At 66.6% G+C, this 26743-nt stretch carries 26 protein-coding genes, 2 tRNA genes, 2 pseudogenes and 1 riboswitch; of the genes and pseudogenes, 19 read left to right on the top strand and 11 right to left on the bottom strand.

Going from position 1 to position 26743, the window contains the following annotated elements; genetic code table 11:
- Positions 1–39: 39 nt before the first annotated feature.
- The 3 genes and pseudogenes from ACX80M_RS05125 to ACX80M_RS05115 all read left to right on the top strand — a co-directional run bounded on the left by ACX80M_RS05125 (position 40) and on the right by ACX80M_RS05115 (position 3279).
- Positions 40–1169, top strand: a pseudogene (locus ACX80M_RS05125) (NAD(P)/FAD-dependent oxidoreductase).
- A 12-nt stretch (positions 1170–1181) separates the two neighbouring features.
- Positions 1182–2393 carry an imidazolonepropionase gene (gene hutI, locus ACX80M_RS05120; RefSeq protein WP_459309149.1) on the top strand — a complete coding sequence of 404 codons (1212 nt, stop codon included), beginning with the start codon at positions 1182–1184 and terminating at the stop codon, positions 2391–2393.
- Between the two features lie 97 nt (positions 2394–2490).
- On the top strand, positions 2491–3279 hold the full coding sequence (locus ACX80M_RS05115; protein WP_252599968.1) for a DeoR/GlpR family DNA-binding transcription regulator: 789 nt from the start codon (positions 2491–2493) through the stop codon (positions 3277–3279).
- A gap of 17 nt (positions 3280–3296) precedes the next feature.
- Here ACX80M_RS05115 and ACX80M_RS05110 read toward each other — a convergent pair whose 3' ends face one another.
- Positions 3297–3953 carry a histidine phosphatase family protein gene (locus tag ACX80M_RS05110; RefSeq protein WP_459309147.1) on the bottom strand — a complete coding sequence of 219 codons (657 nt, stop codon included), beginning with the start codon at positions 3951–3953 and terminating at the stop codon, positions 3297–3299.
- Positions 3954–4121: 168 nt separating this feature from the next.
- On the opposite strand from ACX80M_RS05110, the gene ACX80M_RS05105 reads away from it, so the two are divergent.
- The gene (locus tag ACX80M_RS05105; RefSeq protein WP_252599970.1) at positions 4122–4901 is read left to right on the top strand and encodes a CPBP family intramembrane glutamic endopeptidase; all 780 of its coding nucleotides are present in this window, start codon (positions 4122–4124) and stop codon (positions 4899–4901) included.
- Between the two features lie 104 nt (positions 4902–5005).
- Here ACX80M_RS05105 and ACX80M_RS05100 read toward each other — a convergent pair whose 3' ends face one another.
- The gene (locus tag ACX80M_RS05100) at positions 5006–5644 is read right to left on the bottom strand and encodes a VOC family protein (RefSeq protein ID WP_056348211.1); all 639 of its coding nucleotides are present in this window, start codon (positions 5642–5644) and stop codon (positions 5006–5008) included.
- 208 nt (positions 5645–5852) lie between these two features.
- A riboswitch (SAM riboswitch) is annotated at positions 5853–5967 on the top strand.
- Positions 5968–5979: 12 nt separating this feature from the next.
- Here ACX80M_RS05100 and metX point away from each other — a divergent pair.
- Positions 5980–7095 (top strand): homoserine O-acetyltransferase MetX, encoded by a 1116-nt coding sequence (gene metX / locus ACX80M_RS05095; protein WP_252599971.1) that lies wholly within the window; start codon positions 5980–5982, stop codon positions 7093–7095.
- Between the two features lie 97 nt (positions 7096–7192).
- On the opposite strand, the gene ACX80M_RS05090 is transcribed toward metX, so the two are convergent.
- The 3 genes from ACX80M_RS05090 to ACX80M_RS05080 all read right to left on the bottom strand — a co-directional run bounded on the left by ACX80M_RS05090 (position 7193) and on the right by ACX80M_RS05080 (position 9887).
- Positions 7193–7723 (bottom strand): hypothetical protein, encoded by a 531-nt coding sequence (locus tag ACX80M_RS05090; protein ID WP_252599972.1) that lies wholly within the window; start codon positions 7721–7723, stop codon positions 7193–7195.
- 13 nt (positions 7724–7736) lie between these two features.
- Complete coding sequence (locus ACX80M_RS05085; protein WP_459309143.1) at positions 7737–8975, bottom strand: winged helix DNA-binding domain-containing protein; 1239 nt, start codon at positions 8973–8975, stop codon at positions 7737–7739.
- Between the two features lie 63 nt (positions 8976–9038).
- Complete coding sequence (locus tag ACX80M_RS05080) at positions 9039–9887, bottom strand: SGNH/GDSL hydrolase family protein (RefSeq protein ID WP_252600047.1); 849 nt, start codon at positions 9885–9887, stop codon at positions 9039–9041.
- A 94-nt stretch (positions 9888–9981) separates the two neighbouring features.
- Between ACX80M_RS05080 and ACX80M_RS05075 the strand changes: the two genes are divergently transcribed.
- Positions 9982–10632: an alpha/beta hydrolase gene (locus ACX80M_RS05075; protein WP_459309141.1), complete on the top strand. Its 651-nt coding sequence runs from the start codon at positions 9982–9984 to the stop codon at positions 10630–10632.
- Between the two features lie 82 nt (positions 10633–10714).
- On the opposite strand, the gene ACX80M_RS05070 is transcribed toward ACX80M_RS05075, so the two are convergent.
- Positions 10715–10948: an RNA-binding S4 domain-containing protein gene (locus tag ACX80M_RS05070; RefSeq protein WP_252607860.1), complete on the bottom strand. Its 234-nt coding sequence runs from the start codon at positions 10946–10948 to the stop codon at positions 10715–10717.
- 33 nt (positions 10949–10981) lie between these two features.
- Here ACX80M_RS05070 and ACX80M_RS05065 point away from each other — a divergent pair.
- The 4 genes and pseudogenes from ACX80M_RS05065 to ACX80M_RS05050 form a co-directional block, all read left to right on the top strand.
- A pseudogene (locus tag ACX80M_RS05065) lies at positions 10982–11305 on the top strand (DMT family transporter); the annotation flags it as partial.
- A 76-nt stretch (positions 11306–11381) separates the two neighbouring features.
- Positions 11382–11570, top strand: a complete 189-nt coding sequence (locus tag ACX80M_RS05060; protein WP_459309226.1) for a hypothetical protein — start codon at positions 11382–11384, stop codon at positions 11568–11570.
- A gap of 128 nt (positions 11571–11698) precedes the next feature.
- Complete coding sequence (locus ACX80M_RS05055; protein WP_252599974.1) at positions 11699–13084, top strand: glycine--tRNA ligase; 1386 nt, start codon at positions 11699–11701, stop codon at positions 13082–13084.
- Positions 13085–13086: 2 nt separating this feature from the next.
- Positions 13087–14115, top strand: coding sequence for a GNAT family N-acetyltransferase (locus ACX80M_RS05050; protein WP_252613687.1), 1029 nt, complete (start codon positions 13087–13089; stop codon positions 14113–14115).
- Positions 14116–14130: 15 nt separating this feature from the next.
- Here the strand turns inward: ACX80M_RS05050 and ACX80M_RS05045 are convergent, their stop codons facing one another.
- Positions 14131–14931 carry a DUF1295 domain-containing protein gene (locus tag ACX80M_RS05045; RefSeq protein ID WP_459309138.1) on the bottom strand — a complete coding sequence of 267 codons (801 nt, stop codon included), beginning with the start codon at positions 14929–14931 and terminating at the stop codon, positions 14131–14133.
- Positions 14928–15668 (bottom strand): alpha/beta hydrolase, encoded by a 741-nt coding sequence (locus ACX80M_RS05040; protein ID WP_252613685.1) that lies wholly within the window; start codon positions 15666–15668, stop codon positions 14928–14930. Before ACX80M_RS05040 ends, ACX80M_RS05045 begins: the two co-directional genes overlap by 4 nt.
- Before the next feature lie 80 nt (positions 15669–15748).
- Here ACX80M_RS05040 and ACX80M_RS05035 point away from each other — a divergent pair, with 80 nt between their 5' ends.
- The 6 genes from ACX80M_RS05035 to ACX80M_RS05010 all read left to right on the top strand — a co-directional run bounded on the left by ACX80M_RS05035 (position 15749) and on the right by ACX80M_RS05010 (position 22080).
- Complete coding sequence (locus tag ACX80M_RS05035; RefSeq protein ID WP_252613684.1) at positions 15749–17212, top strand: YibE/F family protein; 1464 nt, start codon at positions 15749–15751, stop codon at positions 17210–17212.
- Between the two features lie 76 nt (positions 17213–17288).
- Positions 17289–18467, top strand: coding sequence for a tRNA dihydrouridine synthase DusB (gene dusB, locus ACX80M_RS05030; RefSeq protein WP_252599979.1), 1179 nt, complete (start codon positions 17289–17291; stop codon positions 18465–18467).
- Complete coding sequence (locus tag ACX80M_RS05025) at positions 18451–19749, top strand: deoxyguanosinetriphosphate triphosphohydrolase (RefSeq protein ID WP_252599980.1); 1299 nt, start codon at positions 18451–18453, stop codon at positions 19747–19749. Before dusB ends, ACX80M_RS05025 begins: the two co-directional genes overlap by 17 nt.
- Positions 19750–19801: 52 nt before the next feature.
- Positions 19802–21742 carry a DNA primase gene (gene dnaG / locus ACX80M_RS05020; RefSeq protein ID WP_252613683.1) on the top strand — a complete coding sequence of 647 codons (1941 nt, stop codon included), beginning with the start codon at positions 19802–19804 and terminating at the stop codon, positions 21740–21742.
- A 67-nt stretch (positions 21743–21809) separates the two neighbouring features.
- Positions 21810–21882 (top strand) — tRNA-Asn (locus ACX80M_RS05015).
- Positions 21883–22007: 125 nt separating this feature from the next.
- Positions 22008–22080 (top strand) — tRNA-Asn (locus tag ACX80M_RS05010).
- Positions 22081–22130: 50 nt separating this feature from the next.
- On the opposite strand, the gene ACX80M_RS05005 is transcribed toward ACX80M_RS05010, so the two are convergent.
- The 3 genes from ACX80M_RS05005 to ACX80M_RS04995 all read right to left on the bottom strand — a co-directional run bounded on the left by ACX80M_RS05005 (position 22131) and on the right by ACX80M_RS04995 (position 24053).
- The gene (locus tag ACX80M_RS05005) at positions 22131–22538 is read right to left on the bottom strand and encodes a hypothetical protein (RefSeq protein ID WP_252607866.1); all 408 of its coding nucleotides are present in this window, start codon (positions 22536–22538) and stop codon (positions 22131–22133) included.
- 85 nt (positions 22539–22623) lie between these two features.
- Entirely contained in the window at positions 22624–22815 is a 192-nt protein-coding gene (locus ACX80M_RS05000; protein ID WP_252599983.1) for a hypothetical protein, read from the bottom strand.
- 14 nt (positions 22816–22829) lie between these two features.
- Positions 22830–24053, bottom strand: coding sequence for a multidrug effflux MFS transporter (locus tag ACX80M_RS04995; protein WP_252599984.1), 1224 nt, complete (start codon positions 24051–24053; stop codon positions 22830–22832).
- 190 nt (positions 24054–24243) lie between these two features.
- Between ACX80M_RS04995 and ACX80M_RS04990 the strand changes: the two genes are divergently transcribed.
- Genes ACX80M_RS04990 through ACX80M_RS04980 form a run of 3 tightly spaced genes read left to right on the top strand, consistent with a single transcriptional unit; the run spans position 24244 to position 26690 of the window.
- Positions 24244–25098, top strand: a complete 855-nt coding sequence (locus tag ACX80M_RS04990) for a phage holin family protein (protein WP_252599985.1) — start codon at positions 24244–24246, stop codon at positions 25096–25098.
- A 60-nt stretch (positions 25099–25158) separates the two neighbouring features.
- Positions 25159–25782 (top strand): CDP-alcohol phosphatidyltransferase family protein, encoded by a 624-nt coding sequence (locus ACX80M_RS04985; protein WP_459309133.1) that lies wholly within the window; start codon positions 25159–25161, stop codon positions 25780–25782.
- Complete coding sequence (locus ACX80M_RS04980) at positions 25782–26690, top strand: DMT family transporter (RefSeq protein WP_252599987.1); 909 nt, start codon at positions 25782–25784, stop codon at positions 26688–26690. The genes ACX80M_RS04985 and ACX80M_RS04980 overlap by 1 nt, the downstream gene beginning before the upstream one ends.
- The last annotated feature ends 53 nt before the right edge of the window (positions 26691–26743 follow it).

The following is a 26743-nucleotide window of genomic DNA, read 5'->3' as shown; positions in this document are numbered from 1 at the left end:
CCCGGCGCGGCCGCAGGGCAACTCTGCAAGGATGGAGCCATGGCAGCACACTACGACGTTCTGATTGTGGGCGGCGGCATCGCCGGCCTGTCCCTGGCGTCCGCGCTCGCGGGCAGTTGCGGCGTGGCGCTGGTGGAAGCGGAGCAGGAGTTGGCGTACCACACGTCCTCCCGCTCCGCCCGCCAACTGATCCCGAGTTACGGCCCTGAGGTGGTCCAGGAGCTCACAGTGGGACCCTGGAGCTGATGGCGGCCCGGGACGCGCAACTGCCGGAACCTGTCCTGACGCTGCGGAGTTTTATGCTCATCGGCACCGAGGAATCCGTCCGCGCCGAGGCCAGCGGCCACATGAATGCCATCACGCATGAACGGGCAATGGAGCTGTGCCCTGCGCTGGTCGCCGGGTCCTTCTCCGCCGCAGGCCTGGACACCGGTTCCTTCGGCTGTAACGCCCCGCTGCTGCTGGCCGACCACCGGCATCGGGCTGAGGCCGCCGGCGCCGACATCGTCACTGGGGCCCGCGTACATTCCGCCCAGCGGCTGGGCTTGGGCTGGGAGATCGGCGCCGGGCAGGAAGCTTTCGAAGCCGGGGTGCTGGTCAACGCGGCGGGCGCCTGGGCTGATGAAATCGCGGTGATCAGCGGGGTGGAGAAACTTGGGCTGCAGCCGTACCGGCGCACTGCGGCAGTTGTCGACGTCAAACGTCCCTTGCCCGAGCACAGCCCCATGGTGGCGGCAGCGGACAACTCGTTCTACTTCCGCCGCGAGGGGGAGCACGTGCTGATCTCGCCGTCGGAAACGGTGCCCAGCGGACCGGAGGACGCCCGGCCGCGGCCCGGCGATATCGAGCGGCTGATCGTGAGGCTCAACCAGCTGACCACGTTGGGAATCCGCGGAGTACGGAGCGCGTGGACGGGGCTCCGGACCGAGGCAGCCGACGGCGTCCCGGTAGCCGGTTTCGACGCCGAAGCCCCAGGGTTCTACTGGCTTGCCGGTCAGGGCGGTTACGGTTTCCAGACCTCATCGGCCATGGCGGAGCTCGCCGCCGCGCAAATCCTGGCAGGACAGGGCGCCGGGCACAGCGCCGGGCACAGTTCCGGCGCGGCCCACCATCCGGCATCCCGGACAGCGGAGGCGCTGGCCGCCGCGCGCTGGTCCATCCGGCGCTGAACAATGGAACCTATGAGCACCCTGATCACCAATATCGCCGAGCTGATGACCCAGGACCTGGAACACCGCGTCCTTAGGAATGCCGCCGTGGTGATCGAGGGCGAACGGATCGCCTGGCTCGGTTCCGCCGCGGATGCGCCGGCGGCCGATGACGCCGTGGACGCCGGCGGCCGGGCCGTGCTGCCGGGCTGGGTGGATTCGCACACGCACCTGGTCTTCGCCGGCGACCGCACTGCGGAGTTCGAGGCGCGGATGGCAGGGGAGTCGTATTCGGCCGGCGGCATCGCCGTAACCATGGACGCCACCCGGCGGGCCTCCGATTTCGACCTCACCCGGCTGGCGATGGCGCGCGTGTCCGAGGCCGTATCGCAGGGCACCACCTACGTCGAAACCAAGACCGGGTACGGGCTGGACATTGAGCACGAGGCCCGGAGCGCCCGGATCGCCTCCACCGTCGCAGACGAAGTCACCTACCTGGGCGCCCACCTGGTCCCCGCGGGCACCGATGCGGAGGCCTACACCGACCTCGTCTGCGGGCCCATGCTTGACGCCGTCCGGCCCTACGTCCGGTGGGCGGACGTGTTCTGCGAGGAAGGAGCCTTCAACGTCGAGCAGTCCCGCCGTGTGCTGGAGGCGTGCCGGGCCGCCGGGCTGGGGATCCGCGTCCACGGCAACCAGCTCGGCGAGGGTCCCGGCGTGCAGCTCGCGGTGGAACTCGGGGCAGCCAGCGTGGACCACGTGAACTACCTGTCGGCCCGTGATGTGGCGGCGCTGGCGGAAAGCTGGTCCGCCTGGAATCCGGACACCGGCACGGGGGACCGCGGCACCGTCGCAACCTGCCTCCCCGCGTGCGATCTTTCCACCCGGCAGCCGCTGGCCCCGGGGCGCGAACTGTTGGACGCCGGGGTGCAGGTGGCGCTGGCCTCCAACTGCAACCCGGGTACCTCATACACCAGTTCCATGGCTTTTAACGTGGCGACTGCCGTGCTGCAGATGCGCCTGAGCGTCCATGAAGCGGTGCGTGCCGGAACCTATGGAGGCGCGCTGGCGCTGCACCGGGAGGCAGGGCACGACGCCGACGGCGTACGGGCTGTGGGTTCGCTCGCCGTCGGGCACCGGGCGGACCTGCACATGCTCAACGCCCCCTCCGCCACGCACCTCGCCTACCGCCCGGGCATGCCGCTGACGTACGGTGTGTGGCGGGCCGGTGCGCGGGCACGCTAAGTACAGTCTCACTTAGTGATTGCGCGGTGATCATTTGTGCCTGTTATGATCAGATAACGTCATATATTGGTGACTGTTTGATCGCTGAGAGGCCCCCATGACCCGCACTGACCGCTTGACGGCCATCCTCGATATCCTCGCCAAAACCGGCCAGGTGGAGGTGGAAGAAATCGTGGGCACGCTGGGTGTATCGCCGGCCACGGCACGGCGTGATCTGGACAGCCTGGCCAAGCGACGGCTGCTGACCCGCACCCGGGGCGGAGCCACCACCGGCGCCCTGGCGTACGACCTCCCCGGCCGGTACAACCGTGACGACCACGCCGAAGCCAAGGAACAGATTGCCCAGGCGGCTTCGGCGCTCATTTCACCCGGCGCGGTGATCGGGCTTTGCGGCGGCACCACCAGCACGGCCCTCGCGCAGATCCTGGCAACGCGGGAGGACCTCAACGCTCCCGCCAACCAGCCCACCCTGACGGTGGTTACCAACGCCATCAATATCGCTGCGCAGTTGGCTGTCCGCCCCAACATCAAAGTCATGGTGACCGGCGGCATCCTGAACCCCCGCTCCTACGAACTGGTGGGCCCGTACACCGACATCATCATGCAAAAGGTGGTCATGGACATCGCCTTCATCGGCGTCAATGGCATCGACCCCGAGGTAGGCCCCACCAACACGGGGGAGGGTGAAGCGTCAGTGAATGCCCTGCTGGCCAGCCGGGCCCGGGTTTCCTATGTCCTGGCCGACTCCTCCAAAGTTGGCGTCAGAGCCTTCGCCACCATGGACGGCTACGCGTTCAACCGCCTGATCACCGACTCCGGTATCTCCGCGGAGGACAAGGCAGCGTTCGAAGCCAACGGCACCGAAGTGATCGTGGCTCCGCACTAAGTGACCAGCAACAACCCCTAAAAGATCATCGGCGGCGCATCCAGGACGGTCTCGTCCACCCGGCGGTCCACCCACTGGCTGAACGGAATATCGAGTTCGTACTTGCCCAGGTCGGTGCGCAGAAGGGTCCGCACCGCGGCATTGTCCGGGTTGTTGAGTGATTCGAAATACTCCACCGACCAGTGGAACCAGCGCATGCAGAACAGCCGCATGGTGAGCCCGTGGGTCACCAGCAAGGTGTTGGGGGCGTAGTCCGGCTTAGACCAGTGGCGATACAGCGTCTCCATGAACGACGAGATCCGGTCGTAGACGTCGGAGCCGGATTCGCCTTCCCGGAACCGGTAGAAGAAATGGCCGTAGGCGTTGCGGAGTTCCTTCTGGTCCTCGATATCGCCGGTGATCTGAAAATTGGCCCAGTCCTGCTCACGGAGGCGTGGCTCTTCGATCACCCGTTCCGTGAGGCTGCCAAGGTTGAGTGCCTCCAGGGTCTGGTGCGCCCGCAGGTACGGCGATACATAAACGCAGACCTGGCGGCCGTCCAGCTCGCGGCGGATCCGTTCGCCGGCCGCCGTGGCCTGCGCCAGGCCCAGGGGAGTCAACGGAATCCGGTAGTCCGGGACCCTGTTGTAGATGGACGTATCGACATTGGCCGCGGACTGGCCGTGCCGGATCATGAAGATTTTCCCTGGCGCGCTCATAAGCCCCAAGCATAGGTGCCGCCCCGAGGATGCTCTCTCACTTTTGGTGCGTTTTCGGCGGACGCTCTCTCACTTTGGTCAGCCCCGGCGAGCTGGCCACCCCCGAATCAGCGAAGAACCAGAAACTACAGGCAAGATGGAACCATGTTGGTTCCCTCCCGCCGTCGGCTGCGGATTGAAGTCTGGATTGTGCTGGGTCTGTCCCTGGGGCAGTCCGCCGTCTACTCGGTGGTGCAGCTGCTGGACAAGATGACGCATGCACCGCTGGCCGAAGGCACGTCCACGCTGAACCGGTCACAGAGCCCCCGCGAATACTTCGATCTCACCTACCAGCTGCTGGACATCATTTTCGCCCTCGTGCCCGTGCTGCTGGTCATCTACTTCCTTACGGACCAGCGGCAATCCGGCGCCGGAGTGAGCCCCCAAGGCTGGTCCGCCTTCCGGAAGCTGGGGTTCAACTTCGCCCGGCCGGGCCGTGACCTGCTGCAGGGCTTTGGCCTCGCGGCGCTGATCGGGATCCCGTCGCTGGGCCTCTACGCAGCGGGACGTGCCCTGGGGATCACCACCGCCATCATCCCCAGCGCGCTCGACTCATACTGGTGGACGGTTCCCGTCCTGATCCTGTCCGCGCTGCGGCACGCCATCGTGGAAGAAGTCATTGTGGTGGGCTACCTCCTGGACCGCTTCGGCAAGTTCGGCTGGAGCATGCCCCTGGCCATCTTCACTAGCTCGATGCTCCGCGGCAGCTACCACCTTTATCAGGGCTTCGGGCCGTTCATCGGCAACGCAGTGATGGGTGTGGTCTTCGCCTGGCTCTACACAAAGACCAAACGGGTGATGCCGCTGGTTATCGCACACGCGCTGCTGGACATCGTTGCCTTCGTTGGCTTCAGCCTCTTTGGCAGGGCTGTGGGCCTGGGCTAAGGGGGTTTGTCCGGCTCAGGTCCAGCTTAAAAGGGATTCGGCCGCCATCGGTGGGTGGCATCATTGGCACCCGCTGATGGCGGCCGAAGCTATTGAACGTGCAATCAGATGGTGACTGCTCCGGTAGCGGTTTCGAAGGTTACTGACAGGATGCCCGGGGTTCCATGCGGAGCCACCCAGTCAACGGCCACATCCTCCAGCGGCTTCTCGACGGGCTCGCCCAGCCATTCCGTCACGCGTTCGGCGGAACCGGCTATGGTCAGGCAGCTCATCTTGACGTTGCTCTCATAGGCGTTGGACGGGTGCAAGGCGGGGTCACCCTCCCACTTGAGCATGTACGGGACCTGAGGGTCCGCGATCAGGCCCAGGATGCCGATCTGCTTCCAGACCAGCTCGCGGCCGTCCGGGAACTTGCGGTTGCCGTTGACGGCGGCACGGCCCAGGCGGTCTTCGAACGGAGCGAGGTCGTCCACCTCGACGCACCAGCCCATCCAGCCGCCGCCGGCTTCGGATCGGGCCCGGACAGCCTGCCCGAAGGGAGCCTTGTCCGATGCCGGGTGGTTCAGGACCTCCACGACTTCCAGGTATTTATGGCCCGCGAGGGGAATAATCATGTTCCGGGTTCCAAACCGGGGGTGCACGCCACCCTTCACGGCTTCAACGCCAAGGGCGGACGAGATACGTTCGGTGGTGGCAACGAGGCCATCTTGTTCACAGGCGTAAGAGACGTGATCCATGCGCATGCCATCATCTTGGCACTTTGTGATCCGGCTCTCAGCTAAGGGTAGCCTTACCGGAATCCTGATGCGTCAGGAGTGGACATTTCCGGGCGGCCAAGGGTGCGGCGGAGCCCAACAAAGACGCGGCAGGCCAGCCGCAGTAGGGCTCCCGCGAAGTCACAACCAGTCACACGCTTAGCAATAGACCGGGGCTGTTCGTACACTCGAAGCAGGTCATGAGTGCCAGCGACAGCCCCGGCTTGCTGGCCGGCAACCCTCTTTTGCGGCGGGGTGCCCCGGGTGAGGACCTGGCCTGCCGGTCAATTGACGGTGGGCAAGCGCGTAGAAAAGGTCCTTCCATGACGATTACGATTTCCCGTACCGCAGAACCCGGGAACGGTGTGGTCCGTTACGCCAGTATCGGCGGACTCGAGCTCGAAGCCGGCGGATACCTCCCGGAAGTCACCCTCGGCTATGAAACGTGGGGAACCCTCAACGCGGACGGCTCCAACGCCGTCCTGATTGAGCACGCCCTGACCGGAAGCACACACGTGACGCGCGGCGACAGCGACGAGCCCGGCTGGTGGGAACAGCTGGCCGGGCCGGGTGCGCCGGTGGACACGGACCGGTTCTTTGTGGTCTCCATCAACATCGTGGGCGGCTGCTACGGCTCCACTGGGCCGTCCTCGGATGCCCCGGACGGCAAGCCGTGGGGGTCCCGCTTTCCGTTGGTAACGCTGCGGGACACCACCGCGGCCGAGGCCAGGCTGGCTGACCAGCTGGGAATCCCGAGCTGGTACGCCGTGCTGGGCGGTTCCATGGGCGGCGCGCGGGCCCTGGAATGGGCGGTCACCTATCCGGAACGGGTTCAGCGGTGCGCCGTTATCTCGATCGGTGCCGCCAGCACCGCCGAACAGATCGCATTCGCCCAGGCGCAGACGCTCGCCATCCGCCAGGACAGCAATTTTAACAACGGCGACTACTACGGCGGTCCGCTGCCGGAGGACGGACTGGCCCTGGCACGGCGCATCGCGCACATCACCTACCGCTCCGCCGAGGAATTCCATGGCCGCTTCGGACGGTCGGCCCAGCACCCGGAGTCGCCGTTCCAGGCGGCAGCGCTGGGGGAGCGGGGCCGCTACCAGGTGGAAAGCTACCTGGACCACCAGGGCAAAAAGCTGGTGCGGCGCTTTGATGCCAACAGCTACATCGCCATCACCGACGCCCTGATGAGCCACGACGTCTGCCGCGGGCGGGGCTCGCTGAACGAGGCCTTGGGCCGGGCCACCGCCAGGTTCTTCGTGGCTGCCGTGGACAGCGACCGGCTGTACTTCCCGTCCCAGTCCCGTGAGCTGGCTGACGCCCTCCCGGGCGACGTGGACGTGCACGTTATTGAGGCCCCGATCGGCCACGACGGCTTCCTGACCGAGATCGGCCAGCTCGGCGTCCAGCTCCGAGACACGTTCCTGATCTAAGCGCCAGGGGACACTTGAGCCCCTGCCCTTAAACGCGAGAGGACACTTGAGGCCCTGGAATCAGGGCCTCAAGTGTCCTTTCGCGCTGACTAAGCGATCAGCCGTTCATGATGTCGGAGCGGCGCTTCATGTAGTCCTCCATGGCCAGCTCGCCGTTGCTGTACTGCTGGTCGAGTTCGGCCAGCTTGCGGGCACGGTATCCCTGCGGGCCCGACGGCGGCAGGGGAATGCCGGGGGCGGCAGGCTGCTGCGGTGCTTCCGCGCGCTGCTCCGGCACCGGCTGGCCGTTGGGTTGCGGCTGGCCGTACGGCGGGAACTGCTGATCCGCAGAAGGAATCGGCTGCATGGGCGGCAACGGCTGGCTCGGTGGCAGGGGCTGCGGGCTCATGATCTGCCGGAAGCCGCCACTCATGTAATCCTGCTGCGTGTAGCCGTCACGGGGCTGCTTGTTCTGCGGCCCCGGGTACTGATCGCTGCCCGGGTACTGCCCGCCGCCTGGAAACTGCTCGGGGTAGCGGCCGGAAAAGCTCTGCTCCTGATTCCGTTTGTTCACGGATTTCCGGTACATCCGCATCGCCATCGGTATCACGAACGACAGAATGATGATCCAGAAAAACAAGCTGTTCACGGTGTAGCGCCTCTCATATGTGTCCTTCCAGCTTAACCCCGGAGCCCACACGCGCGGCCGGGATCCCCAGGAAGGCCCCGTACCGGTCCACGGCGTCCTGCACGGCATCTTCCGTGGCCCGGTCCGCGGCAGCGGACAGCCGGATATCCAGCTCACAGCGGCCGGAGAACATGGTGTGCCGCCAGCAGCCGGCCATCCGCCCGTCCAGCAGCACCACATGCATCGGATCCCCGGCGACCGGGAACGCCGGAGCGCTGCCGCCCAGATAGTGCCGCGTTGCTGAATAGCCCATCACGTATTCGTCGTAGCACTGGATCAGGTCGATCCGCGGTCCTGCCGCGGCCGTGGCGTTGCCGGCCTCCGAACCGCCCTCCGCGCCGGCGTCGAAATAATGCTCGACGCCGTCAATCACCAACGTTGCCAGCGTTTCGGGAGCAGCCGCCAGGGTCTGTTGGAGGCCGAGGCGCACGTCGGCCATGGTGAGCCCGGACCAATCGGCGCAGTCCTTGACGGTGGCCGGACCGCGGCTGGTGAAGTAGCGCCGGACGAGCTCGCTGAGCGCTTCGGCCCGGGTGGGAGGCCCGGGCGGGCCGGCAGGTACACGCTCGTCAAAAAGGGCGTAGGTCTGCTTCAGGGACCCGCCCCGGCTGCGCACTGGCGACCCGCTGGTCAGGATTCCGCTGATCTCGGCGTGCATGATCAGGTAGGCCAGCTGGAAGCCGGTGGCCGCGAACCCTTCGTCCTGCAGCCGCGAGGCCAGCTGTTCGCGGGTCAGGTGTGAGCCGCCCCGGACGGCTTCGGCCAGGACCTGTCCGCTCCGGTCAGCGGCGGCGGCATCAATCCCGGTCTGCCGGGACATGCCCGCGTTGCCCTGGTGAAGCCGCGGCGCGGACAAGGCCGTCAGCCAGCGAAGGTCCTCGCGGTGCACAAAATGCCAGGTGGGCCGCAGGATATGGGTGCGCAGGATGCGCCCGTCGGACACCGCCTCCTCCACCTCCGCGGCTGTGGCCACCGAAGTCGAGGTGGCAGCAACCCGGTGAGACGGGGCCCCAACGGCAGGTCCAAGACTGCCGGTCCTTTGCGCCAGGCTCCAGCGGGCGTAAGGAAACTCCTGCGCCTGGACAGCCAGCAAGTGCCGGACGGCGTCCTCCGGGGCGCCCAGGCCGGGCCCGCGCAGCCGTTGGGCGTGAAGCCGCCGCCGCACTACCTCATCCGGATCCATGCCCGTCCGGGGGAGCTGTCCCTGGGTCACGCCGGGCCGCCGGTCACGCCGGGCCGCCGGTCACGCCGGGCCGCCGGTCACGCCGGGCCGCCGCTAGCGCCGGGCGTCGGTGGTGCCCAGCGGCCCCTCGCCGGAACCCAACGGAACGCCCGGGCCGAACACGGGTCCCGGCGTCGGGCGTTTTGCGGTGATTCCGTCGCCGGAGGAGCGGTGGCGCAGCCGCCGCACCACCCACGGGACAAAGTACTCGCGGGCCCACACCAGGTCCTCGGAGCGGGCTGTCCGCCACGTGCGGGTGGGCAGGGGCTTGGGCCGGAGAGGCTCGAGCGTGTGGTCCACGTTGAGCGATTCCAGCACCATGGCGGCGATGGTGTGGTGTCCCAGCGGCGAAAAATGCAGGCGGTCTTCGTCCCACATCTGCGGATCGTTCAGCTGCTTGAGCGACCACATGTCGGCGATGATGGCGTCATGGCGGGCGGCCACTGTGCGGAGGTTCTCGTTGTAGATGGCCACCTTGCTGCGGATCCGTCCCAGGACCGAGGATCCGGTATCCGGACCGTTGAACAGCACCACCGTGGCGCCGCCCGTGGCCAGGATCTGGACCACTGAATCAAGTTTTTCGGCGAGGGCGTCGGGGTCGCCGCCCGGCCTGATGAGATCGTTGCCGCCGGCGGAAAGGGTTATCAGGTCCGGCTTAAGCGCCAGGCACGGAGCGAGCTGTTGGTCCACGATCTGCTGCAGCAGCCGGCCGCGGACGGCCAGGTTGGCATAGGCGAAGTCCGCCTGGCCCCTGCCCAGTTCCTCGGCCACGCGGTCCGCCCAGCCGCGGAAGCCGCCGGGGCTTGTGGGGTCCGGGTCGCCGATGCCCTCGGTGAACGAATCTCCCATCGCCACATAGCGGCTCCAGGGGTGGGCTTCCGTGGCCCTGGGCGGGCTCTGCATGGCTTTTGTGTCATTCACGGTCCTATCCTGCCTCCTTGCTCACAAGCTACGCCACCGTAGGTAGTTACCGCCGGGTAACTGTAAGAATGGAACCATGACTGACGCCCAAGTATTTCCCGCCCCCGTTGTTCTGTGGTCCCGGCCGGAGGACCAGCGCACCGGAAAGCCGCTGCTGGTGCTGCTCCACGGCTACGGCGCCAACGAACAGGACTTGCTTAGCCTGGCGGATATGCTTCCCGAAGACTTTGTAGTTGCTTCGCTCCGGGCGCCCCTGGCTACGGGCCCCGGGTTTATGTGGTTCCCCCTGACGGCCTCCATCGAATACACGCTCGACGCCGTCAAAGCTGGCGCCGGTTACGTGCAGGACTGGATTGACACCGTCAAGGCCGACCACCCGACGGTGACGCTGCTCGGCTTTTCCATGGGAATGGCGATGGCCACCACGCTGCTCCGGCAGCGCCCCGCTGACTTCGCCGCCGTCGTCGGGCTTTCCGGTTTTGTGGTCAACGCGGACGGGGACCCCACGTTCAAGGATGGCGAACTGGACGGTACAGTGCCGCTCTTCTGGGGCCGCGACCAGCAGGACCCCGTGATCACGCCCGACAAGATCGAGTACACCATGGGCTGGGTGCGCGGGCACGTCAAGCTCACCAAGGTCCTATACACGGGCATGTGGCACGGCATCAACCAGCAGGAAATCGGGCACGTCTCCGAGTTCCTGACGCACGAGGTGCTGAACAAATAAACGTACGACGGCGGCCGGCGGCACAGTGCCGCCGGCCGCTTACGCTGTCCTCACCGACTGAGGCTGAGCCAGGCCTGTTAAATCAGGCTTCCGGTGCCACAACCTGCACGGTCTGCCCGTTGACGGTGACGGTGTCGCCGTGGTGCAGCTGGCGTCCGCGGCGGTCCTCGATCTCGCCGTTGACCTTGACGAGTCCATTTTTGATCAGCTCGGCGGCTTCCACGCCGTCCTCCACCAGGCTGGCGAGCTTCAGGAGCTGGCCAAGACGGATCATGCTGTCGCGGATGGGGATCTCTTGAATGTCCTGGTTGCTCATACAAGCAATAATGCCTGACGTAAGGTGAATCCAATGACCCACACCCCACGGATGCCGCGCTTCGCGGGGCTCCCGCTGGCCGTCGGCGCGGGACTGGCCATTCCCGTCCAGGGCCGGATCAACGGGGCCCTCGGCGTCCGGCTCAACGACGGCATCGCCTCGGCCGTGGTGGGTTTCAGCACCGACCTGGTGGTGATGATCCTGATCTCCCTGATCCGGCCGCGCCGGCCTGGCCAGGATCCTGCCAGCCGTCCGGACCCGGGCTTTCCCGCCCGTGTACGTGCTGGCCGGCGGCATCGGTGCCCTATTTGTCTTCGCGCGTCCTTCACCGTGGGCATCCTGGGTGTGGCACTGTTTACCGTGGCCGCGGTGACGGGGCAGACCCTGAGCGGGCTGCTGGTGGACCGGCTGGGCATCGGAGCTGGGAGTGCTGGTGACCGGGCTCGGCATGATCGCCGGACAGCTCCTTGGCTCCCTGGGGCTGGACCTCCTGGTGCCGGCCCCCGGGAGCGTCGTGGCCCCGGCCACCGTCCTGGGCACACTGCTGACGCTGGCCGCCATCATCCTGGCCACACTGCCGTGGCCGCGGGGCGCCTTCCGGAGGCAGCGGCCGGTAGGCTAGGACACGCAGTTCTCTGCAACTTGTTCCTTCGCCCGCCCCGCCCGCACCCAGCGGTGATGCACCCACGTGCAGCGGGGCCAGATACCCGCGGACCGCACCCAGCGGCCCTGTAGAAATTGGAGTCCACCATGGCAGCAAAATCCGTACTCGACCAGGTCATTTCCCTTTCCAAGCGAAGGGGTTTTGTGTTCCAGGCCGGTGAAATCTACGGAGGCTCGCGCTCTGCCTGGGACTACGGACCCCTCGGCGCCGAGCTGAAGGAAAACATCAAGCGCCAGTGGTGGCAGTCCATGGTCCGCGGCCGCGAGGACGTGGTGGGCCTGGATTCCTCCGTCATCCTGCCCCGCCAGGTATGGGAAGCCTCCGGCCACGTTGATGTCTTCTCGGACCCGCTCGTGGAGTGCCTCTCCTGCCACAAGCGCTACCGCGCGGACCACCTCGAGGAAGAGTACGAGGAAAAGAAGGGCCGCCCCGCCGAGAACGGCCTGAAGGACATTGCCTGCGTCAACTGCGGCACGCGCGGCGAATGGACCGACCCCCAGGAGTTCTCCGGCCTGCTCAAGACCTTCCTCGGCCCGGTGGCCAGCGACGAAGGCATGCACTACCTGCGCCCCGAAACGGCCCAGGGCATATTCGTGAACTTCAGCAACGTCCTGACCACCTCCCGCAAGAAGCCGCCCTTCGGCATCGGCCAGATCGGCAAGTCCTTCCGCAACGAGATCACACCGGGCAACTTCATCTTCCGCACCCGTGAGTTCGAGCAGATGGAAATGGAGTTCTTCGTCGAGCCCGGCACGGACGAAGAGTGGCACCAGTACTGGATGAAAGAGCGCATGTCCTGGTACACCGGCCTGGGCATCCGGGAAGAGAACCTGCGCTTCTTCGAGCACCCGCTGGACAAGCTCAGCCACTACTCCAAGGGCACCACGGACATCGAATACCGCTTCGGCTTCCAGGGCTCCGAATGGGGCGAGCTCGAAGGCATCGCCAACCGCACCGACTTCGACCTCTCCACGCACTCCAAGGCCTCCGGCCAGGACCTGAGCTACTTCAACCAGGCCACCAACGAGCGCTACACCCCGTACGTGATCGAGCCGGCCGCAGGCCTGACCCGTTCCTTCATGGCGTTCCTGGTGGACGCGTACACCGAGGACGAGGCACCCAACGCCAAGGGCGGCGTCGACGTCCGTACCGTCCTGCGCCTTGACCCGCGCCTGGCCCCCGTCAAGGCTGCGGTGCTGCCGTTGAGCCGCAACGAGGACCTCTCGCCGAAGGCCAAGGACCTGGGCGCGCAGCTGCGCAAGAACTGGAACATCGACTTCGACGACGCCGGCGCGATCGGCCGCCGCTACCGCCGCCAGGATGAGATCGGCACCCCGTTCTGCATCACCGTGGACTTCGACACCCTCGAGGACCAGGCCGTGACCATCCGTGAACGCGACTCCATGAGCCAGGAACGCGTCTCGCTGGACAAGGTGGAAGGCTACTTGGCCGCCCGCCTGATCGGCGCCTGAGCATGGCGATCGAATACCGCGAATGGCGTGAGGGCGATGACCTGACGCTGCTGGAAATCTGGGGCGGCCCGGAGACCGAGCAGGCCCGGCAGTTCCGCGGTGCCCTGACCGTCTCCTCAGCCGGCACGGACGGCACCCCCTGGCGGCGCTGCATCGTGGCCGAGGACGTCATTGACGGCGTCGGCATTCCGGTGGCGGCGGGCGTGGTTTACGAGGCCTCGCTGCACCCGGAGCGGCTGTGGACCTACATCGAGGTGGCGCGCGATCACCGCCGCGCCGGCATCGGTGCCACGCTCCTGACCATGCTGCGCCGCGAAGCCGAGCAGGCGCCGTCGGGCGTTACCCGGCTGCGCGCGAAAGTGCAGCCGGGCACTCCGGGGGCCGCGTTCGCCGAGGCGTTCGGGCTCGCGCCCATCCAGCGTTCCCGGCTGGTGGTGGTGGAGCCGGGCGCACTCAAGCTGCCCGTGTTCCCTGCGAAGAACGACGGCGGCGGGCTGGCCAACGACGAAAACGCCGGCTCCGACGTCGTGATGGACCTCGCCACCGGCTCGGTTGAGCTGACCGACGTCGTGGGGCGGTATTACACGTCGATCCACGGCTGGGATTCGCCGGGCGTGCTGTCGGTGGGGCAGGTGCAGAAGCTGTTCCTGGATGACCTCACCGGCGCCCACGGTGCGCTGGTGCTGCGCGCCGAGCCGGGATCCGCCTTTGGCGCCGGGGTTTCCCCCAGCAAGAAGGGCCGGATCCGTGCCTTTGCGGTGAGCTATGCGGAGGCAGCCCAGGACCCGACGGCGGATGCTTCGGCCCAGGGCGCAAAGGCCACGGATGTGTTTGTGGGCCACGAACCCGCGCTTGAGGCAGACGACGCCGCAGCCGCCGTCCGTGACCTGCTCTCGCTCCTCGCGTACCAGCACCCGGTCATGCTGGAACTGGACGATTCGATGACCGCGCTGCGCGCCGCCGTCGAGCCCTTGCTGGAATCCGGCAAGGCGCGCCAGGCCGGTGCCGAAACGCTGATCGTCTCGGACTGACCCCACCCGGGGAGGTTACCGGCGTTTAGGCGGCCACGGGATGAAGCCGCTGGTTGCCTCGACGTATTCCCGGTAACCGGGCCGCCCGGACATCGCCTTTTCCGTCAAGGGCTTCCCGGTCTTCCCGGCCAGCGTCCACACCATCAGTGCCGGGGACAGGATGGTCAGGATGCCCGGCCAGGAGTCTGCGGCGATGAGGAACAGCCCCGTCCAGATAGCCGCGTCGCCGAAATAGTTGGGATGCCGGGTATACCGCCACAAACCGGTATCCAACACCGTGCCGCGGCGGGACGGATCCTTCTTGAACCGGGCCAGCTGCCAGTCGCCCACGGTCTCGAACACAAACCCCGTCACCCACAGCAGGACGCCGAGCACGGCCACCCACAATACAGGCCCGGTGGCGAACATCCCCACCTGCAGCGTCAGGGTCACAAAAAACATAACCACGCCCTGCGGCAGGTAGACACGGCGGAGCGCGAACGCGTTCCTGGATCCGGGCGCCGGGTCCAGCAGGGCCTTGTAGCGCGGGTCTTCATGTCCGTCGCGCGCCCGCCAGCCAATATGGCCGCCCAGCCGCAACCCCCAGACCGCCGTCAGCAGAAGCAACAAGGCCCGGCGGGTGTCATCGCCCGATCCGGCCGACAGGAACCAGGACACCACGGCCACCGCAACGAAGCCGGGGCCCCACGCGACGTCCATCACCGAGTGCCGGCCCTGCCGGACGGCCACACCAAACGTCAGCGCCAGGACCGCCAGGACCGCCAGTGCTGTCCAGGGCAGCGACGCCGCGAACTCCGGCCACGGAAAAGGGCTCACAGGGCCACCTCGGCGGCGGACCCGGGCACCAGCTCAGTCAGCTTGCTCGAGGCCTGGTGTGTGAACCCGGTGCGCTCGGCGAAAGCCTTCATCACAAAACCGGTGGCCAACGTGTGCCACAGCCGGCCGCGGCGCACCATAAAATGCCCGGAACCGCGCAGCGAAACATACTGCATGCAGGCTGCTGTCCCGGTGGCTCGGCGCGCAAACGCCAAGGACTGGGACGGGCTGGTCATATGGTCTCCCGTGCCGTGGACAATCAGGACCTTGCGTCCGGCGAGCGGGGTGGCGGGTGTCTCCGGGCCGAGCCACGGGGCCAGCGCCACCACGGCGTCCACCTGCGGATCGTCCGCGGCACTCACTGCGGTGAGGCCGCCCATTGAGTGCCCCACCAGATACACGGGAACCCCAGGGTACTGCGCACTCATTTGCTGGAGGGCCCAGCGGGCATCCTGCAGTGCGGACCTGTCCGGCCCGTTCCAGCCACGCACGCTGTTCCGCAGGGACCACACCGCCAGCCCGTGGTCCTTCCCGGCACGGTGCAGGTGACGGGCGAACGTGACCATGCGCAGCGGGCTCAGGTGGCGGGCCTCCACGGGCTCAAAGCTGTGTGCCTTGCCCCCGTGCAGGACCAGTGCCACGCCCCGCGTTATCCCGGCGGCCGCCAGCACAGTGAGCGCCGCCTCCCGCCTCGCAGCAGGTTCGTTGGTATGGAATTCAGTCCTGCGGTCCGTCACGCGTGGTTCCTCCCGGTTCCTGCCATTTACCAACCTTAAGGCGCCGGACGTAGAGTTCAAGGTATGAGGTTCAACTGCTGATGGGCTCCGGTCACACCCACGTTTCAACAGATCATTCGGAGCCGACGGCCCAGGCGATTGCTGCCCGCCGGAAGGCAAACCGCATCCTGGCCGCGGTGCTGGTGCCGCTGACGCTTCTGACCCTGGCGGGCATGGCCATGCTGTGGCCGTCCGGGTCCAAGGACGGCATCTCCCTTGCCAGCCCCTATTCGGCGGCGCCCGGCGTCACGTTCGATACGGGCAAGATCCAGAGCGTCGTGGAAGAAAGCTGCATGCAGGGCTCCACCGCCCCTGGCCAATCCTCGGACACCAGCGGCCAGCCCGCCCCCGCCGGCTCCGACTGCATGTTTGCCTTTACTGAACCGGACCAGGGCGGCAGCCCCGTCAAAGTGGTGATCAGTCCGGATGTGGCGAAATCACACGGCGTAAAACCGGGTGACCAGATCAGGTACCTGAACCTTTCCAACGCCCAGGGCGCCTCGGCGTCGCAGGGGTCCCCGAGCTACATCTTTGTTGACTTCGTCCGGACCCTGCCCATCGTGATACTGGCGCTCCTCTATGCCCTGGTGGTCATCGCGGTGGCGCGCTGGCGTGGATTCCGGGCACTCCTGGGGCTGGTGGGCGCGTACTTCGTCCTTGCCGGCTTTATGCTGCCCGGCCTGGTGGAGGGAAAACCTCCCCTGCTGCTGGCGCTGGTGGGGTCAACGGTGATCATGATCGGGGTCCTGTATTTTGCCCACGGTTTCTCCGCGCGGACATCCACGGCACTGCTGGGCACCATGTTCGGCCTGGCCATCACGGCGCTGCTGGCAGCTTGGGCCACCGACGCCGCCAACCTGGCCGGGGTGGGCAGCCATGACGCCACCACCCTCATCAATACCTCGGCCAACATCTCCATTTCCGGGGTGATCCTGTGCGGCCTCATCATCTCCGGACTCGGTGTCCTCAACGATGTCACCATCACGCAGTCCTCCGCCGTTTGGGAACTCTACGAGTTGGCTCCCGGCACCAGCGCCCGCAAACTCTTCACCTCGGCCATGCGGATCGGCCGGGACCATATCGCCTCCACGGTGTACACCATCGCGTTCGCCTACGCCGGCGCAGCCTTGCCCATCCTGATCATCGTGATGCTGTACAACCGGCCGCTGGGGGACACCCTGACCAGCGCCGAGCTTTCCGAGGAAGTCATCCGCACCCTCGTCGGCTCCATAGGCCTGGTCCTCGCCATCCCCGTAACCACCCTGATCGCCGTGCTGGTGGTTAAGGCCACCGGCGTCAGGACCGCGGGTCAGCCCGCCATTGGCGTCCCGGACGAAGACCGCCGCCCCGATGGCACCTCGGGCGCTGCTTCCATCAACGCGGACGACGTCGGCGATACCGGTGCGCTCGCAGCGGCCGCCTTTGAGAGGCGGTCACGGCAGTCCACGGAAGATTCCGCCGATCCTGCCACCACCTGGAGGGGGCGCCGGGCAGACCGCGGCTGAACGGCAACTGAACGAAGCCATGGCGACCCAAATGGGCTCGGCGCGCCGATTTGCCCGCCTTTGCGACAATGGACAGGTGACTGTTACCGCAACGCCTCCCGCCCCCAAGCTGGAACTCCCGCCCCTGAAGCTGGGCCCCATCACGGTGGACACCCCCGTGATCCTGGCTCCCATGGCGGGCATCACCAACTCCGCTTTTCGTCGTTTGTGCCGTGAATACGGCGGCGGCCTGTACGTGGCGGAGATGGTCACTTCACGCGCCCTCGTTGAACGCACACCCGAATCCCTGCGCATCATCTCGCACGACGACGACGAAAAAGTCCGCTCCGTCCAGCTGTACGGCGTGGACCCCGTTACCGTGGGCCAGGCAGTGCGCATGCTTGTCGAAGAGGACCGCGCGGACCATATCGACCTGAACTTCGGCTGCCCCGTTCCCAAGGTGACCCGGCGCGGCGGCGGGTCCGCCCTGCCCTGGAAGACCGATCTCTTCACCTCGATTGTCCAGACCGCGGTCAAGGAAGCGTCCAAGGGCAATGTCCCGCTCACCATCAAGATGCGCAAGGGCATCGACGATGACCACCTGACGTACCTCGACGCCGGCCGGATCGCCCGCGATGCCGGGGTCGCCGCCGTCGCTCTCCACGGCCGCACCGCTGCGCAGTTCTACTCCGGCCAGGCCGACTGGACCGCAATCGCCCGCCTGCGCGAGGCGCTCCCGGACATCCCTGTCCTGGGCAACGGCGATATCTGGTCCGCGGAAGATGCTGTCCGGATGGTCCGCGAAACCGGCGTCGACGGCGTGGTGGTGGGCCGTGGCTGCCAGGGCCGCCCGTGGCTGTTCGGCGACCTGATGGCGGCCTTCGAGGGAAGCGATGTCCGCCACCAGCCGGACCTGGGCAAGGTGGCCGAGAGCGTCTACCGGCACGCTGAGCTGATGGTGGAAACCTTCGGTGATGAAGGCAAAGCGCTCCGGGAGATCCGCAAGCACATGGCCTGGTATTTCAAGGGCTATGTGGTGGGCAGTGAACTGCGGACCAAACTGGCCATGGTGACCAGCCTGGAGGTGCTGCGCGACACGCTGGACCAGCTGGACCTGGGCTCGCCGTACCCCGGCGTGGATGCCGAAGGCCCGCGCGGCCGCGCAGGCTCGCCCAAAAAGCCGGCCCTGCCCAAGGACTGGCTGGAATCCCGTGCCCTGAACGCCGCGCAGTCCCAGGACATCTCCGCCGCGGAGCTGGATGTTTCCGGTGGCTGAGACGCGCACCACGGCGCAGGCCCTGCCCGGCTACGAGGCCCACGACTCCGCCCGCTGGGTGGAGGAACCGCCCAAAAACAACTACCGCTCCGACTTTGAGCGGGACCGCGCCCGGGTGCTGCACTCTTCCGCCCTGCGCCGCCTCGGCGCGAAAACGCAGGTAGTTGCCCCGGACACCGACGACTTCGTCCGCACCCGGCTGACCCACAGCCTCGAGGTTGCCCAGGTGGGACGGGAACTGGGCCGCGCCCTGGGCTGCGACCCGGACGTGGTGGACACCGCCTGCCTGAGCCATGACCTGGGGCACCCGCCGTTCGGGCACAACGGCGAGTCCGCCCTGAACGAGGTGGCGCATGCCATCGGCGGCTTCGAAGGCAACGCCCAGACCCTCCGGCTCCTCACCCGGCTGGAGCCCAAGGTCCTGGCCACCGACGGGCGCCCGGCCGGCCTGAACCTCACGAGGGCCAGCCTGGATGCCGCGGCCAAATACCCTTGGTCCGCGCTGAACGCGCCGGTGATCCACGGCCAGCGCACCAGCAAGTTCGGCGCCTATGAGGACGATCTGCCCATCTTCAACTGGATCAGGGAGGGTGCGCCGGAACGCCGCTCGTGCCTGGAGGCGCAGGTTATGGACCTGGCCGACGACATTTCCTATTCCGTGCACGACGTCGAGGACGCGATCGTGGCCGGGCACTTCCAGCTGCGCTGGATGGACAACCCGGACCACCGGGCCCGTGTGGTGGGCTACGCCAAGCAGTGGTACCTCCCGCACAACGACCCCGCCGCGATCGACGCCGCCCTGGCCCGGTTGGAAGCCACCGACGTGTGGGTCCGCGAGGCCGACGGCAGCCGCAAGTCCATGGCCGCCCTGAAGAACATGACTAGCCAGCTGATCGGCCGGTTCTGCCAGAGCGCCCTGGAGGCCACCCGTGCCGTCTACGGCCCGGAAAACCTCACGCGGTACAGCGCCGAGCTGATGGTCCCGGACGAGACGGTCATGGAGATCGCGGTGATGAAGGGCCTGGCCACCACGTTTGTGATGACCACCGAACACCGCCAGCCCATCTACGAGCGCCAGCGCGAGGTGCTGCACGCGCTGGTCACCGCCCTGAACGCCACGGGGGACCGCCACCTGGAGCCGATGTTCGCGGCTGACTGGCGGGACGCGCCCGACGACGGCGCGCGGCTCAGGGTGGTCATCGATCAGGTGGCGTCGCTGACAGACGGCTCGGCGCTGGCAATGTACGAACGGCTTGTGGGGAGCCTTCCCTCGCTGTGGTGACAGACGCCATAGCGACGCGTTCGCTGTCGGACCCCGGGACTAGGATGGCTCTGTGGCTGGCCTGATCAAACGTGAAGACATAGACGAAGTACGCCAGCGCACGGACATCAAGGAAGTGGTTGACGGCTACGTCACGCTCAAGGGTGCCGGGCTGGGAACCTACAAGGGCCTGTGCCCCTTCCACGACGAGCGGTCGCCGTCGTTCACCGTGCGCCCCCAGGTGGGCAGGTACCACTGCTTCGGGTGCGGCGAAGACGGGGACGTCATCGCCTTTGTGCAGAAACAGGACCACACCTCTTTCCACGAGGCAGTGGAAAAGCTGGCGGCCCGCATCGGGTACGAACTGCGCTACGAAGACGGCGGCACCGGCCCCAACCGTGAGGAAGTGGGCAAGCGCCAGCGCCTCCTGGATGCCCACAAAATCGCCGATGAGTACTTCCGCGCCCAGCTGCTGACGCCCGGGGCCGCCGAAGGCCGGAACTTCCTGTTCGGCCGCGGCTTTGACCGCGCCGCCTCGGAGCAGTTCGGCGTGGGCTACGCGCCGCAGGGCTGGGATGCGCTGCTGAAGCACCTGCGCGGCCGTGGCTTCACGGACCAGGAGCTGAAGCTAACGGGCATGTTCTCCGAAGGCAACCGGGGCATCTATGACCGGTTCCGTGGCAGGCTCATCTGGCCCATCCGCGATATCGCCGGCGACACCATCGGCTTCGGCGCCCGCAAACTCTACGAGGACGACCAGGGGCCCAAATACCTCAACACTCCCGAAACCACGCTCTACAAGAAGTCCCAGGTGCTCTACGGGATCGACCTCGCCAAGCGCAGCATCGCCAAAGACCGCCAGCTCGTGGTGGTGGAGGGATACACCGACGTGATGGCCTGCCACCTGGCGGGAATTCCGACGGCGGTGGCCACCTGCGGCACGGCGTTCGGCACCGAGCACATTAAGATCGCCCGCCGCTTGCTATCCGACGACGGCACCGGGGGAGAGGTCATCTTCACCTTTGACGGTGACGCCGCCGGGCAGAAGGCGGCACTGCGTGCCTTCGAGGAAGACCAGCGCTTTACCGCCCAGACCTATGTTGCCGTGGAGCCCACCGGCGCCGACCCCTGCGACCTGCGCCAAAGCAGGGGCGACGCCGCCGTGCAGGACCTGATCGCCACGCGCCGGCCGCTGTTCGAGTTTGCCATCAAGGCCACGCTCAGGCGCCACAACCTGGACACCGTGGAGGGCCGGGTGGCCGCGCTGCGGGAATCGGCTCCGGTGGTGGCGCAGATCCGCGACGCAGCCATCAGGCCCGAGTATGCCCGGGAACTGGCCGGCTGGCTCGGCATCTCGGTTGAAGACGTCAGCCGGGCTGTGGGCGTCGCCATGAAGCGTGCCGCCCCGGGCGGGCCGGCTGCACCGGGAACGCCCGCCGGTGCCCCGGGCCAGATGGCGTCCGCCGCGGCGGGTTCCGCCCAGGCGGGCGGACCCGGCGTGGCTGCCGGGCCGACGTCGGGCGCCGTCCCTTCCTACCAGCGGCCCGACCCCCGGGACCCCGTGGCCTCCATGGAGCGGCAGGCGCTGGAAGTGGCGCTGCAGGAGTCCGCCCTTCTGGGCGGCGGCATCTGGGAGCGCTTCGCGGCCGCACGGTTCGTAACGCCGGCGTTCCAGGCCGTGCACGACGCCATGCGCGCCTCGGGTCCCGGACTTATCGGTGAGCCCCTGCGCTGGGTGGAACAAGTGATGCACGAAGTCCCGGAACCCCTCCGGCCGCTGGTGTCCGAGCTTGCTGTGGTGCCGCTTCCCGCGAGCACCGCTGAAGCCGTCCAGAAGTACTGCAAGGACATTCTGTCCCGGCTGTTCGAGCTCCAGATCACGCGGGTCAAGGCGGACAAGATGGGCCAGCTGCAACGGCTGGATCCGGCAGCGAACCCGGAGGATTTCCAGCGGCTCAACAGGGAACTGATGATGCTCGAAATGGAGCGCCGGGCACTGCGCTCGGACGCCTGAAACGCGCCGATTTCACTCCTGATTTCGCTTCCAGCGGGTGTCTTTGCTAGGCTGGTACCCGCTTCATTCCTCCTTAGCTCAATTGGCAGAGCATTCGACTGTTAATCGAAGGGTTGCTGGTTCAAGTCCAGCAGGAGGAGCGCACAATCCCCGTTCCGGATCTCCGGAACGGGGATTTTTTTATACCCGGGGAGGGTATTTCGTGGTGTACCGCCGCCGATTTCCCATTCCTGGGAAAGCTTTGCTAAGGTCGTACCTGCTTCATTCCTCCTTAGCTCAATTGGCAGAGCATTCGACTGTTAATCGAAGGGTTGCTGGTTCAAGTCCAGCAGGAGGAGCAAACAAACAAAAGATCCCCGGCCTCTATGAGGGCGGGGATCTTTTGCATTCACACAAAGTCCATTTCCACCTGCAGGAAGCGCTCAGCCTCGGCAATGGCCGCGCGGAAGGCGTCCTGCTCGGTGGGGTACTTGCGGGGCTCGCGCGGATGCCATTCATGGGGTGCTGAATACACGCGGACGAAGCCGGAGGCCGGTGGTGCGTAGAAGATCCCGAAGCGCTGCACGGGCCACTCAGGCGAGGTCTCCGGGGCCACCAGGAGGGCGGCGTTGAAGGCGGCGTTGAACCACTGCGCGATGGGCCGCCGCCGGTCGTCCGTGAAGAGTCCGGCGGCATAGAGGGCCGCGGACTGCTGGCCGGTTTGGGCGCACAGCCGGTCCCACCACATGGGCAATATGCCTGAGTCGCAACGTTGCCATGTGGCCGGGGGCGGCGAGTGGAACTGCCAGCGGGGCACGGATTCATTTTATCGTGGGAAAGCTCCCGGGCGGCAGGGGTGGGCCCTCCCCGGTGGACCGGGATTTGGCGCCACGTCCCAACAGCTAGGGACGGTTCCAGGGGCCCGGGTTGACCCGGTACAGCAGGGCAGCACCTGCCAGCGCGCCGAGGATGATGCCGATGGCGCCACTGCCGAACACGCGCCCAAGGAAGTAACCGGCGACGGCGCCCAGCACCGCCCCGAGGAACAGTCCCCGGGGGTTGCGGTGCGGTTTGCGTTTTGTGGGTTTCATCATTGGGTCGACGGGGTTCAGTGGATCGAGGGCACGCTGCGGGGCCTGACGACCAGCCAGAGGCCCGCTATCGCCACCAGTATGCAAGCGGCCTGAACGGCGCCCATGGGGGTGGAGCTGGTGATGCCCAGCCACCCCGCCACCGGTGAAACCAGGCCGGCCATCAGGAAGGTCGCGGCACCCAGGAGGGACGCGGCCGTCCCGGCCTGTGCGCCGTGGCTGCTCAGGGCCAGCACCTGCACGCAGGGGAATGTAAAGCCTGCGCCCATGATGTAGAACCAGAGCGGAACCATCACACCCCAGAGCCCCAGGCCGGCCTGGTCAAAGACCACGATCAGCAGGGCCATAAGGAACATCCAGGCTGTGGAACAAGCAAGGATCCATTGCGGCGGGACAGTACGGATGAGCCTGGAGCTGGTCTGGACGCCGGCCACAATGCCCAGGGAATTGATGCCGAACAGCAGGCCGTATTCCTGCGGCGAGAACCCGAAAATGTCCTGGAACAGGAACGGCGACGCGGACAGGTAGGTGAAGAGGCCAGCGAAGTTCATGCCGCCCACCACCAACAGGCCCACGAAGATCCGGTCCGTAAAAAGAACTTTGTAGCGCTGGCCGGCGGTCATTCCGGTCAGGCCGCGTTTCTCCGGTGGCAGTGTTTCGCGGACCAAAACGAGCGCGGCGATGATCACCAGGGTGCCGTAGCCGGCCAGGAACACGAAGATTCCCGGCCAGGGCATCACCAGGAGCAGCTGCGATCCGATCACCGGGGCCAGGATCGGTGCCAGCCCGTTCACCAGGGCCATGCGCGAGAACATCCGGACCATGGCATAGCCGGAGAACAGGTCCCGCACCATTGCCATCGCCACCACGCCGCCGCCCGCAGCACCCACGCCCATGAGGACGCGGAAGAGGCCCAGCGTGGAGATATCGGTGGACAGGGCTGCTCCCACGGAGGAGGCAATGTGCAGGGCCGTGGCCAGGATCAGCGGGAGCCGCCGGCCGAACTTGTCGCTGAAGGGGCCCACCACCAGCTGGCCGAGGGCAAAGCCGACGGTGGTGCCGGCCAGTGTCAGCTGAACCTGGGCCTCGGTGACCCCGAGGCTCGCTTCCAGTGCCGGGAACGCAGGCAGGTACAGGTCGATCGTGAACGGACCCAACGCGGTGAGGGCGCCGAGGAGGAGGATGTACAACAGTTTCCGGCGGCGGGTCAGCGAATCGCCCGGATTCGAGGGAGTGGTCACGGAGATCAATCCTAGGCCCCGGAAGTTCCATCTTTCCGGGGTTGCAGGCGCGCCGTGCGGCCAACCCGGAAGTTTGCGCTGAACCTGAATGATAGTTTTGGGGGCGGGACCGTGCTGCCGCGGGCTCCCACAGCACACGGATGCCGAACCAACCAGGCAGCAGACTACGCAACAAGTTAGGCGGGAACCGATGAGCGGACGTCACACCGGGCGCACCAGCCAGGGATTGCGGATCACCGCGCTGCCCAGGACGCTGAAACTTCTTTTCCGTCTGGCCCCTCGCCAACTCAACGATGAAATCGCCTTCGCCAAGATCGAGCTGAAGCGCAAGGGCATCCAGGTAGGTGTCGCCGCAGCCTTCTTCGCCGTTGCGCTTATTTTTGTGGCTTTCCTGGTGGTTGGCCTGATCGTGGCCGCCATTATGGGCCTGGCCACCATCATGCCGGCGTGGCTCGCCGCGCTGCTCGTCTGCGCCCTGTTCCTGGTCATCGCCCTCATTGGCGGCCTGATCGGCGTTCGCAAATTCAAGCAGGCCATGCCCCTGGTCCCGGCCGAGACCATCCGCGGCATCAAACACGATCTCGGCATCGCCAAGGAAGGCTCGGACTTCAACGCCGCGCTGCTCGATCCGGCCAGCCCGGAGGCCAAGGCCGCCAAGGCTGCCAAGGACGAGGCTGCCGCAAAGGCCAAGGCCGAGAAGGAAGCCAAGGCCGAGGCGCACAAAAAAGAGTTCCCGCAGGCCTCCGAACCCGAGCTTCACCGCCGCCTGGAGCAGCGCCGGCGCCACCTGGCCCAGATCCGCGACGAACTGGATACCGAGCTCGACATCAAGCCGCAGGCCATGTTCCTGCTGGGCGCTGCCAAGGAAAAACTGGGGGAGGGCAAGGCTGCCGTCGAACATGGCGCTGCCAAGGCCAGCCAAAAGTTCGCTGACTTCTCCGGATCCCCGGACGGCGCCGGCGTCCGCTGGAAGCCACTTGCCGCACTTGCAGCCTCCGCAACTATCTTTGTGGTGCTCCTGCGCCGGCTGCTGCGGAACCCCTAACAACACAACACGTCACACTGGGCTCTGAAGTCACACTGGGCTCTAAGGAAGGGGGACGGATTGAGGTTCATCGGCGCTGGTGCGCGGCCCGGCCGCCCCCAGGTTGACCACGACCGCGTCTTCACCATCCCCAACGCCCTGACAGTGCTGCGCTTTATGGGCGTACCACTTTTTGTCTGGCTCGTGCTGGCCCAGAAGGAATATGGGACCGCCGTTGTGGTCCTGGTGGTCATGGCGGGAACCGACTGGATTGATGGCTACGTGGCCCGCCGCTTCGACCAGGCGTCCAAGCTCGGCCGCGTCATGGATCCGCTGGCTGACCGGCTTGCCCTGATCGCGGTGGCGGTCACCCTGGTGATTGCCGGCGTCGTCCATTGGCTGTACCTGGCCGCACTCCTGGTGCCTGACGCCGTGCTCCTGGTGCTGACGCTCTCCTACTTCCAGGGCCACCCGGACCTGCCAGTGAGCCGTGTGGGCAAAGTCCGCACCGGACTCCTGCTCCTGGGCACACCCCTGCTGGTCCTGTCGCGATTGAACACCCCGTTTGCCGGGCCGCTGTACATTGCAGCCTGGATCGTGCTGGGACTTGGGCTCACCGGCCACTGGATTGCCGCGTACAACTATTTCTGGGCCATTCTGCGGAAGGGCCGTCAGCAGTCCCATCACGACGGCGGCACCGCCTGATGGTATGGGTGGCGGTCCTGCTGGCGGTGCTTGGGGCATTCTGCCTTGCCCTGGGTGCGCAGAAGCAGGGGAGCGCCGTCAAAGCCGACACCGGCGGGCTGGCGCTGAGTTCAAACGGCTTCCTCCGCCTGCTCCGCAATCCGCGGTGGGTGGTGGGACTTCTCCTGCTGTGCCTCGGGATGGGAATGAACGCGGTGGCACTGGTCTCCGCGCCGCTGACGGTGGTGCAGCCGATCGGCGCCATTGCGCTGGTCATTACCACCGTGGTGAACGCCCGCGACCAGGACATCACCATCAACCGGGCCACCATGGTGTCCATCGCGGCCTGCGTGACAGGTTCCGCACTCTTTGTCCTGCTCGCCGTCAACGTGACGCAGGAGAACCACCATGTGAGCCAGGAGGACGAGCTCACCATCGTGCTGCTGCTGGCACTGGCCGTCGGCGTGTTCGGCACCCTGGCGGTCATGTTCCGGCACCGGATGAGCGCGTTTGTCTACATCCTCGGCGCCGGCGTCCTGTTCGGCTTTGTCGCGGTGCTGACGCGCATCATCGGCAAGCACCTGCTGGACCCCAACGGGCTGGCGCTGCTCAATGTCCAGTGGTATTCGGTGGTGGCCATCGCGGCGGCCGGCGGCCTGGGTTCCTGGTTTGTGCAGAGCGCCTACTCGGGCGGCCCGCCGGACCTTGTCATCGCCGGGCTGACGGTCATCGACCCGATCGTGGGCATCGCCATCGGCATCGTGATCCTGGGCGAGCTGCGCCCGGACGTCCACGCCGTGATGGCGATTGCCATGGCTACGGCTGCTTCGCTTGCTATCGTGGGGGTGATCGCCCTTTCCAGGCACCATCCCGAGGTCACCAAGCGCAGGAAAGATGCGCGGAAGGCGGCGGGCAGGGCGTCCCACTAGCTTGTTACCCAACTCGCGCACCTTCATGACCAGCCGATTCCAAGAGGCCCCGC

Source organism: Pseudarthrobacter sp. MDT1-22, assembly GCF_054511035.1.
Note: the sequence above shows the minus strand (reverse complement) of the source record. Positions and strands in the feature narration are given on the sequence as shown.

Excerpts from the sequence above, each read along its gene's own strand:
- hutI (WP_459309149.1), top strand. The coding sequence starts at position 1,182 with ATGAGCACCCTGATCACCAATATCGCCGAGCTGATGACCCAGGACCTG.
- ACX80M_RS05115 (WP_252599968.1), top strand. The coding sequence starts at position 2,491 with ATGACCCGCACTGACCGCTTGACGGCCATCCTCGATATCCTCGCCAAA.
- ACX80M_RS05110 (WP_459309147.1), bottom strand. The coding sequence starts at position 3,953 with ATGATCCGGCACGGCCAGTCCGCGGCCAATGTCGATACGTCCATCTAC.
- ACX80M_RS05105 (WP_252599970.1), top strand. The coding sequence starts at position 4,122 with ATGTTGGTTCCCTCCCGCCGTCGGCTGCGGATTGAAGTCTGGATTGTG.
- ACX80M_RS05100 (WP_056348211.1), bottom strand. The coding sequence starts at position 5,644 with ATGCGCATGGATCACGTCTCTTACGCCTGTGAACAAGATGGCCTCGTT.
- metX (WP_252599971.1), top strand. The coding sequence starts at position 5,980 with ATGACGATTACGATTTCCCGTACCGCAGAACCCGGGAACGGTGTGGTC.
- ACX80M_RS05080 (WP_252600047.1), bottom strand. The coding sequence starts at position 9,887 with ATGCAGAGCCCGCCCAGGGCCACGGAAGCCCACCCCTGGAGCCGCTAT.
- ACX80M_RS05075 (WP_459309141.1), top strand. The coding sequence starts at position 9,982 with ATGACTGACGCCCAAGTATTTCCCGCCCCCGTTGTTCTGTGGTCCCGG.
- ACX80M_RS05070 (WP_252607860.1), bottom strand. The coding sequence starts at position 10,948 with ATGAGCAACCAGGACATTCAAGAGATCCCCATCCGCGACAGCATGATC.
- ACX80M_RS05055 (WP_252599974.1), top strand. The coding sequence starts at position 11,699 with ATGGCAGCAAAATCCGTACTCGACCAGGTCATTTCCCTTTCCAAGCGA.
- ACX80M_RS05050 (WP_252613687.1), top strand. The coding sequence starts at position 13,087 with ATGGCGATCGAATACCGCGAATGGCGTGAGGGCGATGACCTGACGCTG.
- ACX80M_RS05035 (WP_252613684.1), top strand. The coding sequence starts at position 15,749 with ATGGGCTCCGGTCACACCCACGTTTCAACAGATCATTCGGAGCCGACG.
- ACX80M_RS05025 (WP_252599980.1), top strand. The coding sequence starts at position 18,451 with ATGTTTCCGGTGGCTGAGACGCGCACCACGGCGCAGGCCCTGCCCGGC.
- ACX80M_RS05000 (WP_252599983.1), bottom strand. The coding sequence starts at position 22,815 with ATGATGAAACCCACAAAACGCAAACCGCACCGCAACCCCCGGGGACTG.
- ACX80M_RS04990 (WP_252599985.1), top strand. The coding sequence starts at position 24,244 with ATGAGCGGACGTCACACCGGGCGCACCAGCCAGGGATTGCGGATCACC.
- ACX80M_RS04980 (WP_252599987.1), top strand. The coding sequence starts at position 25,782 with ATGGTATGGGTGGCGGTCCTGCTGGCGGTGCTTGGGGCATTCTGCCTT.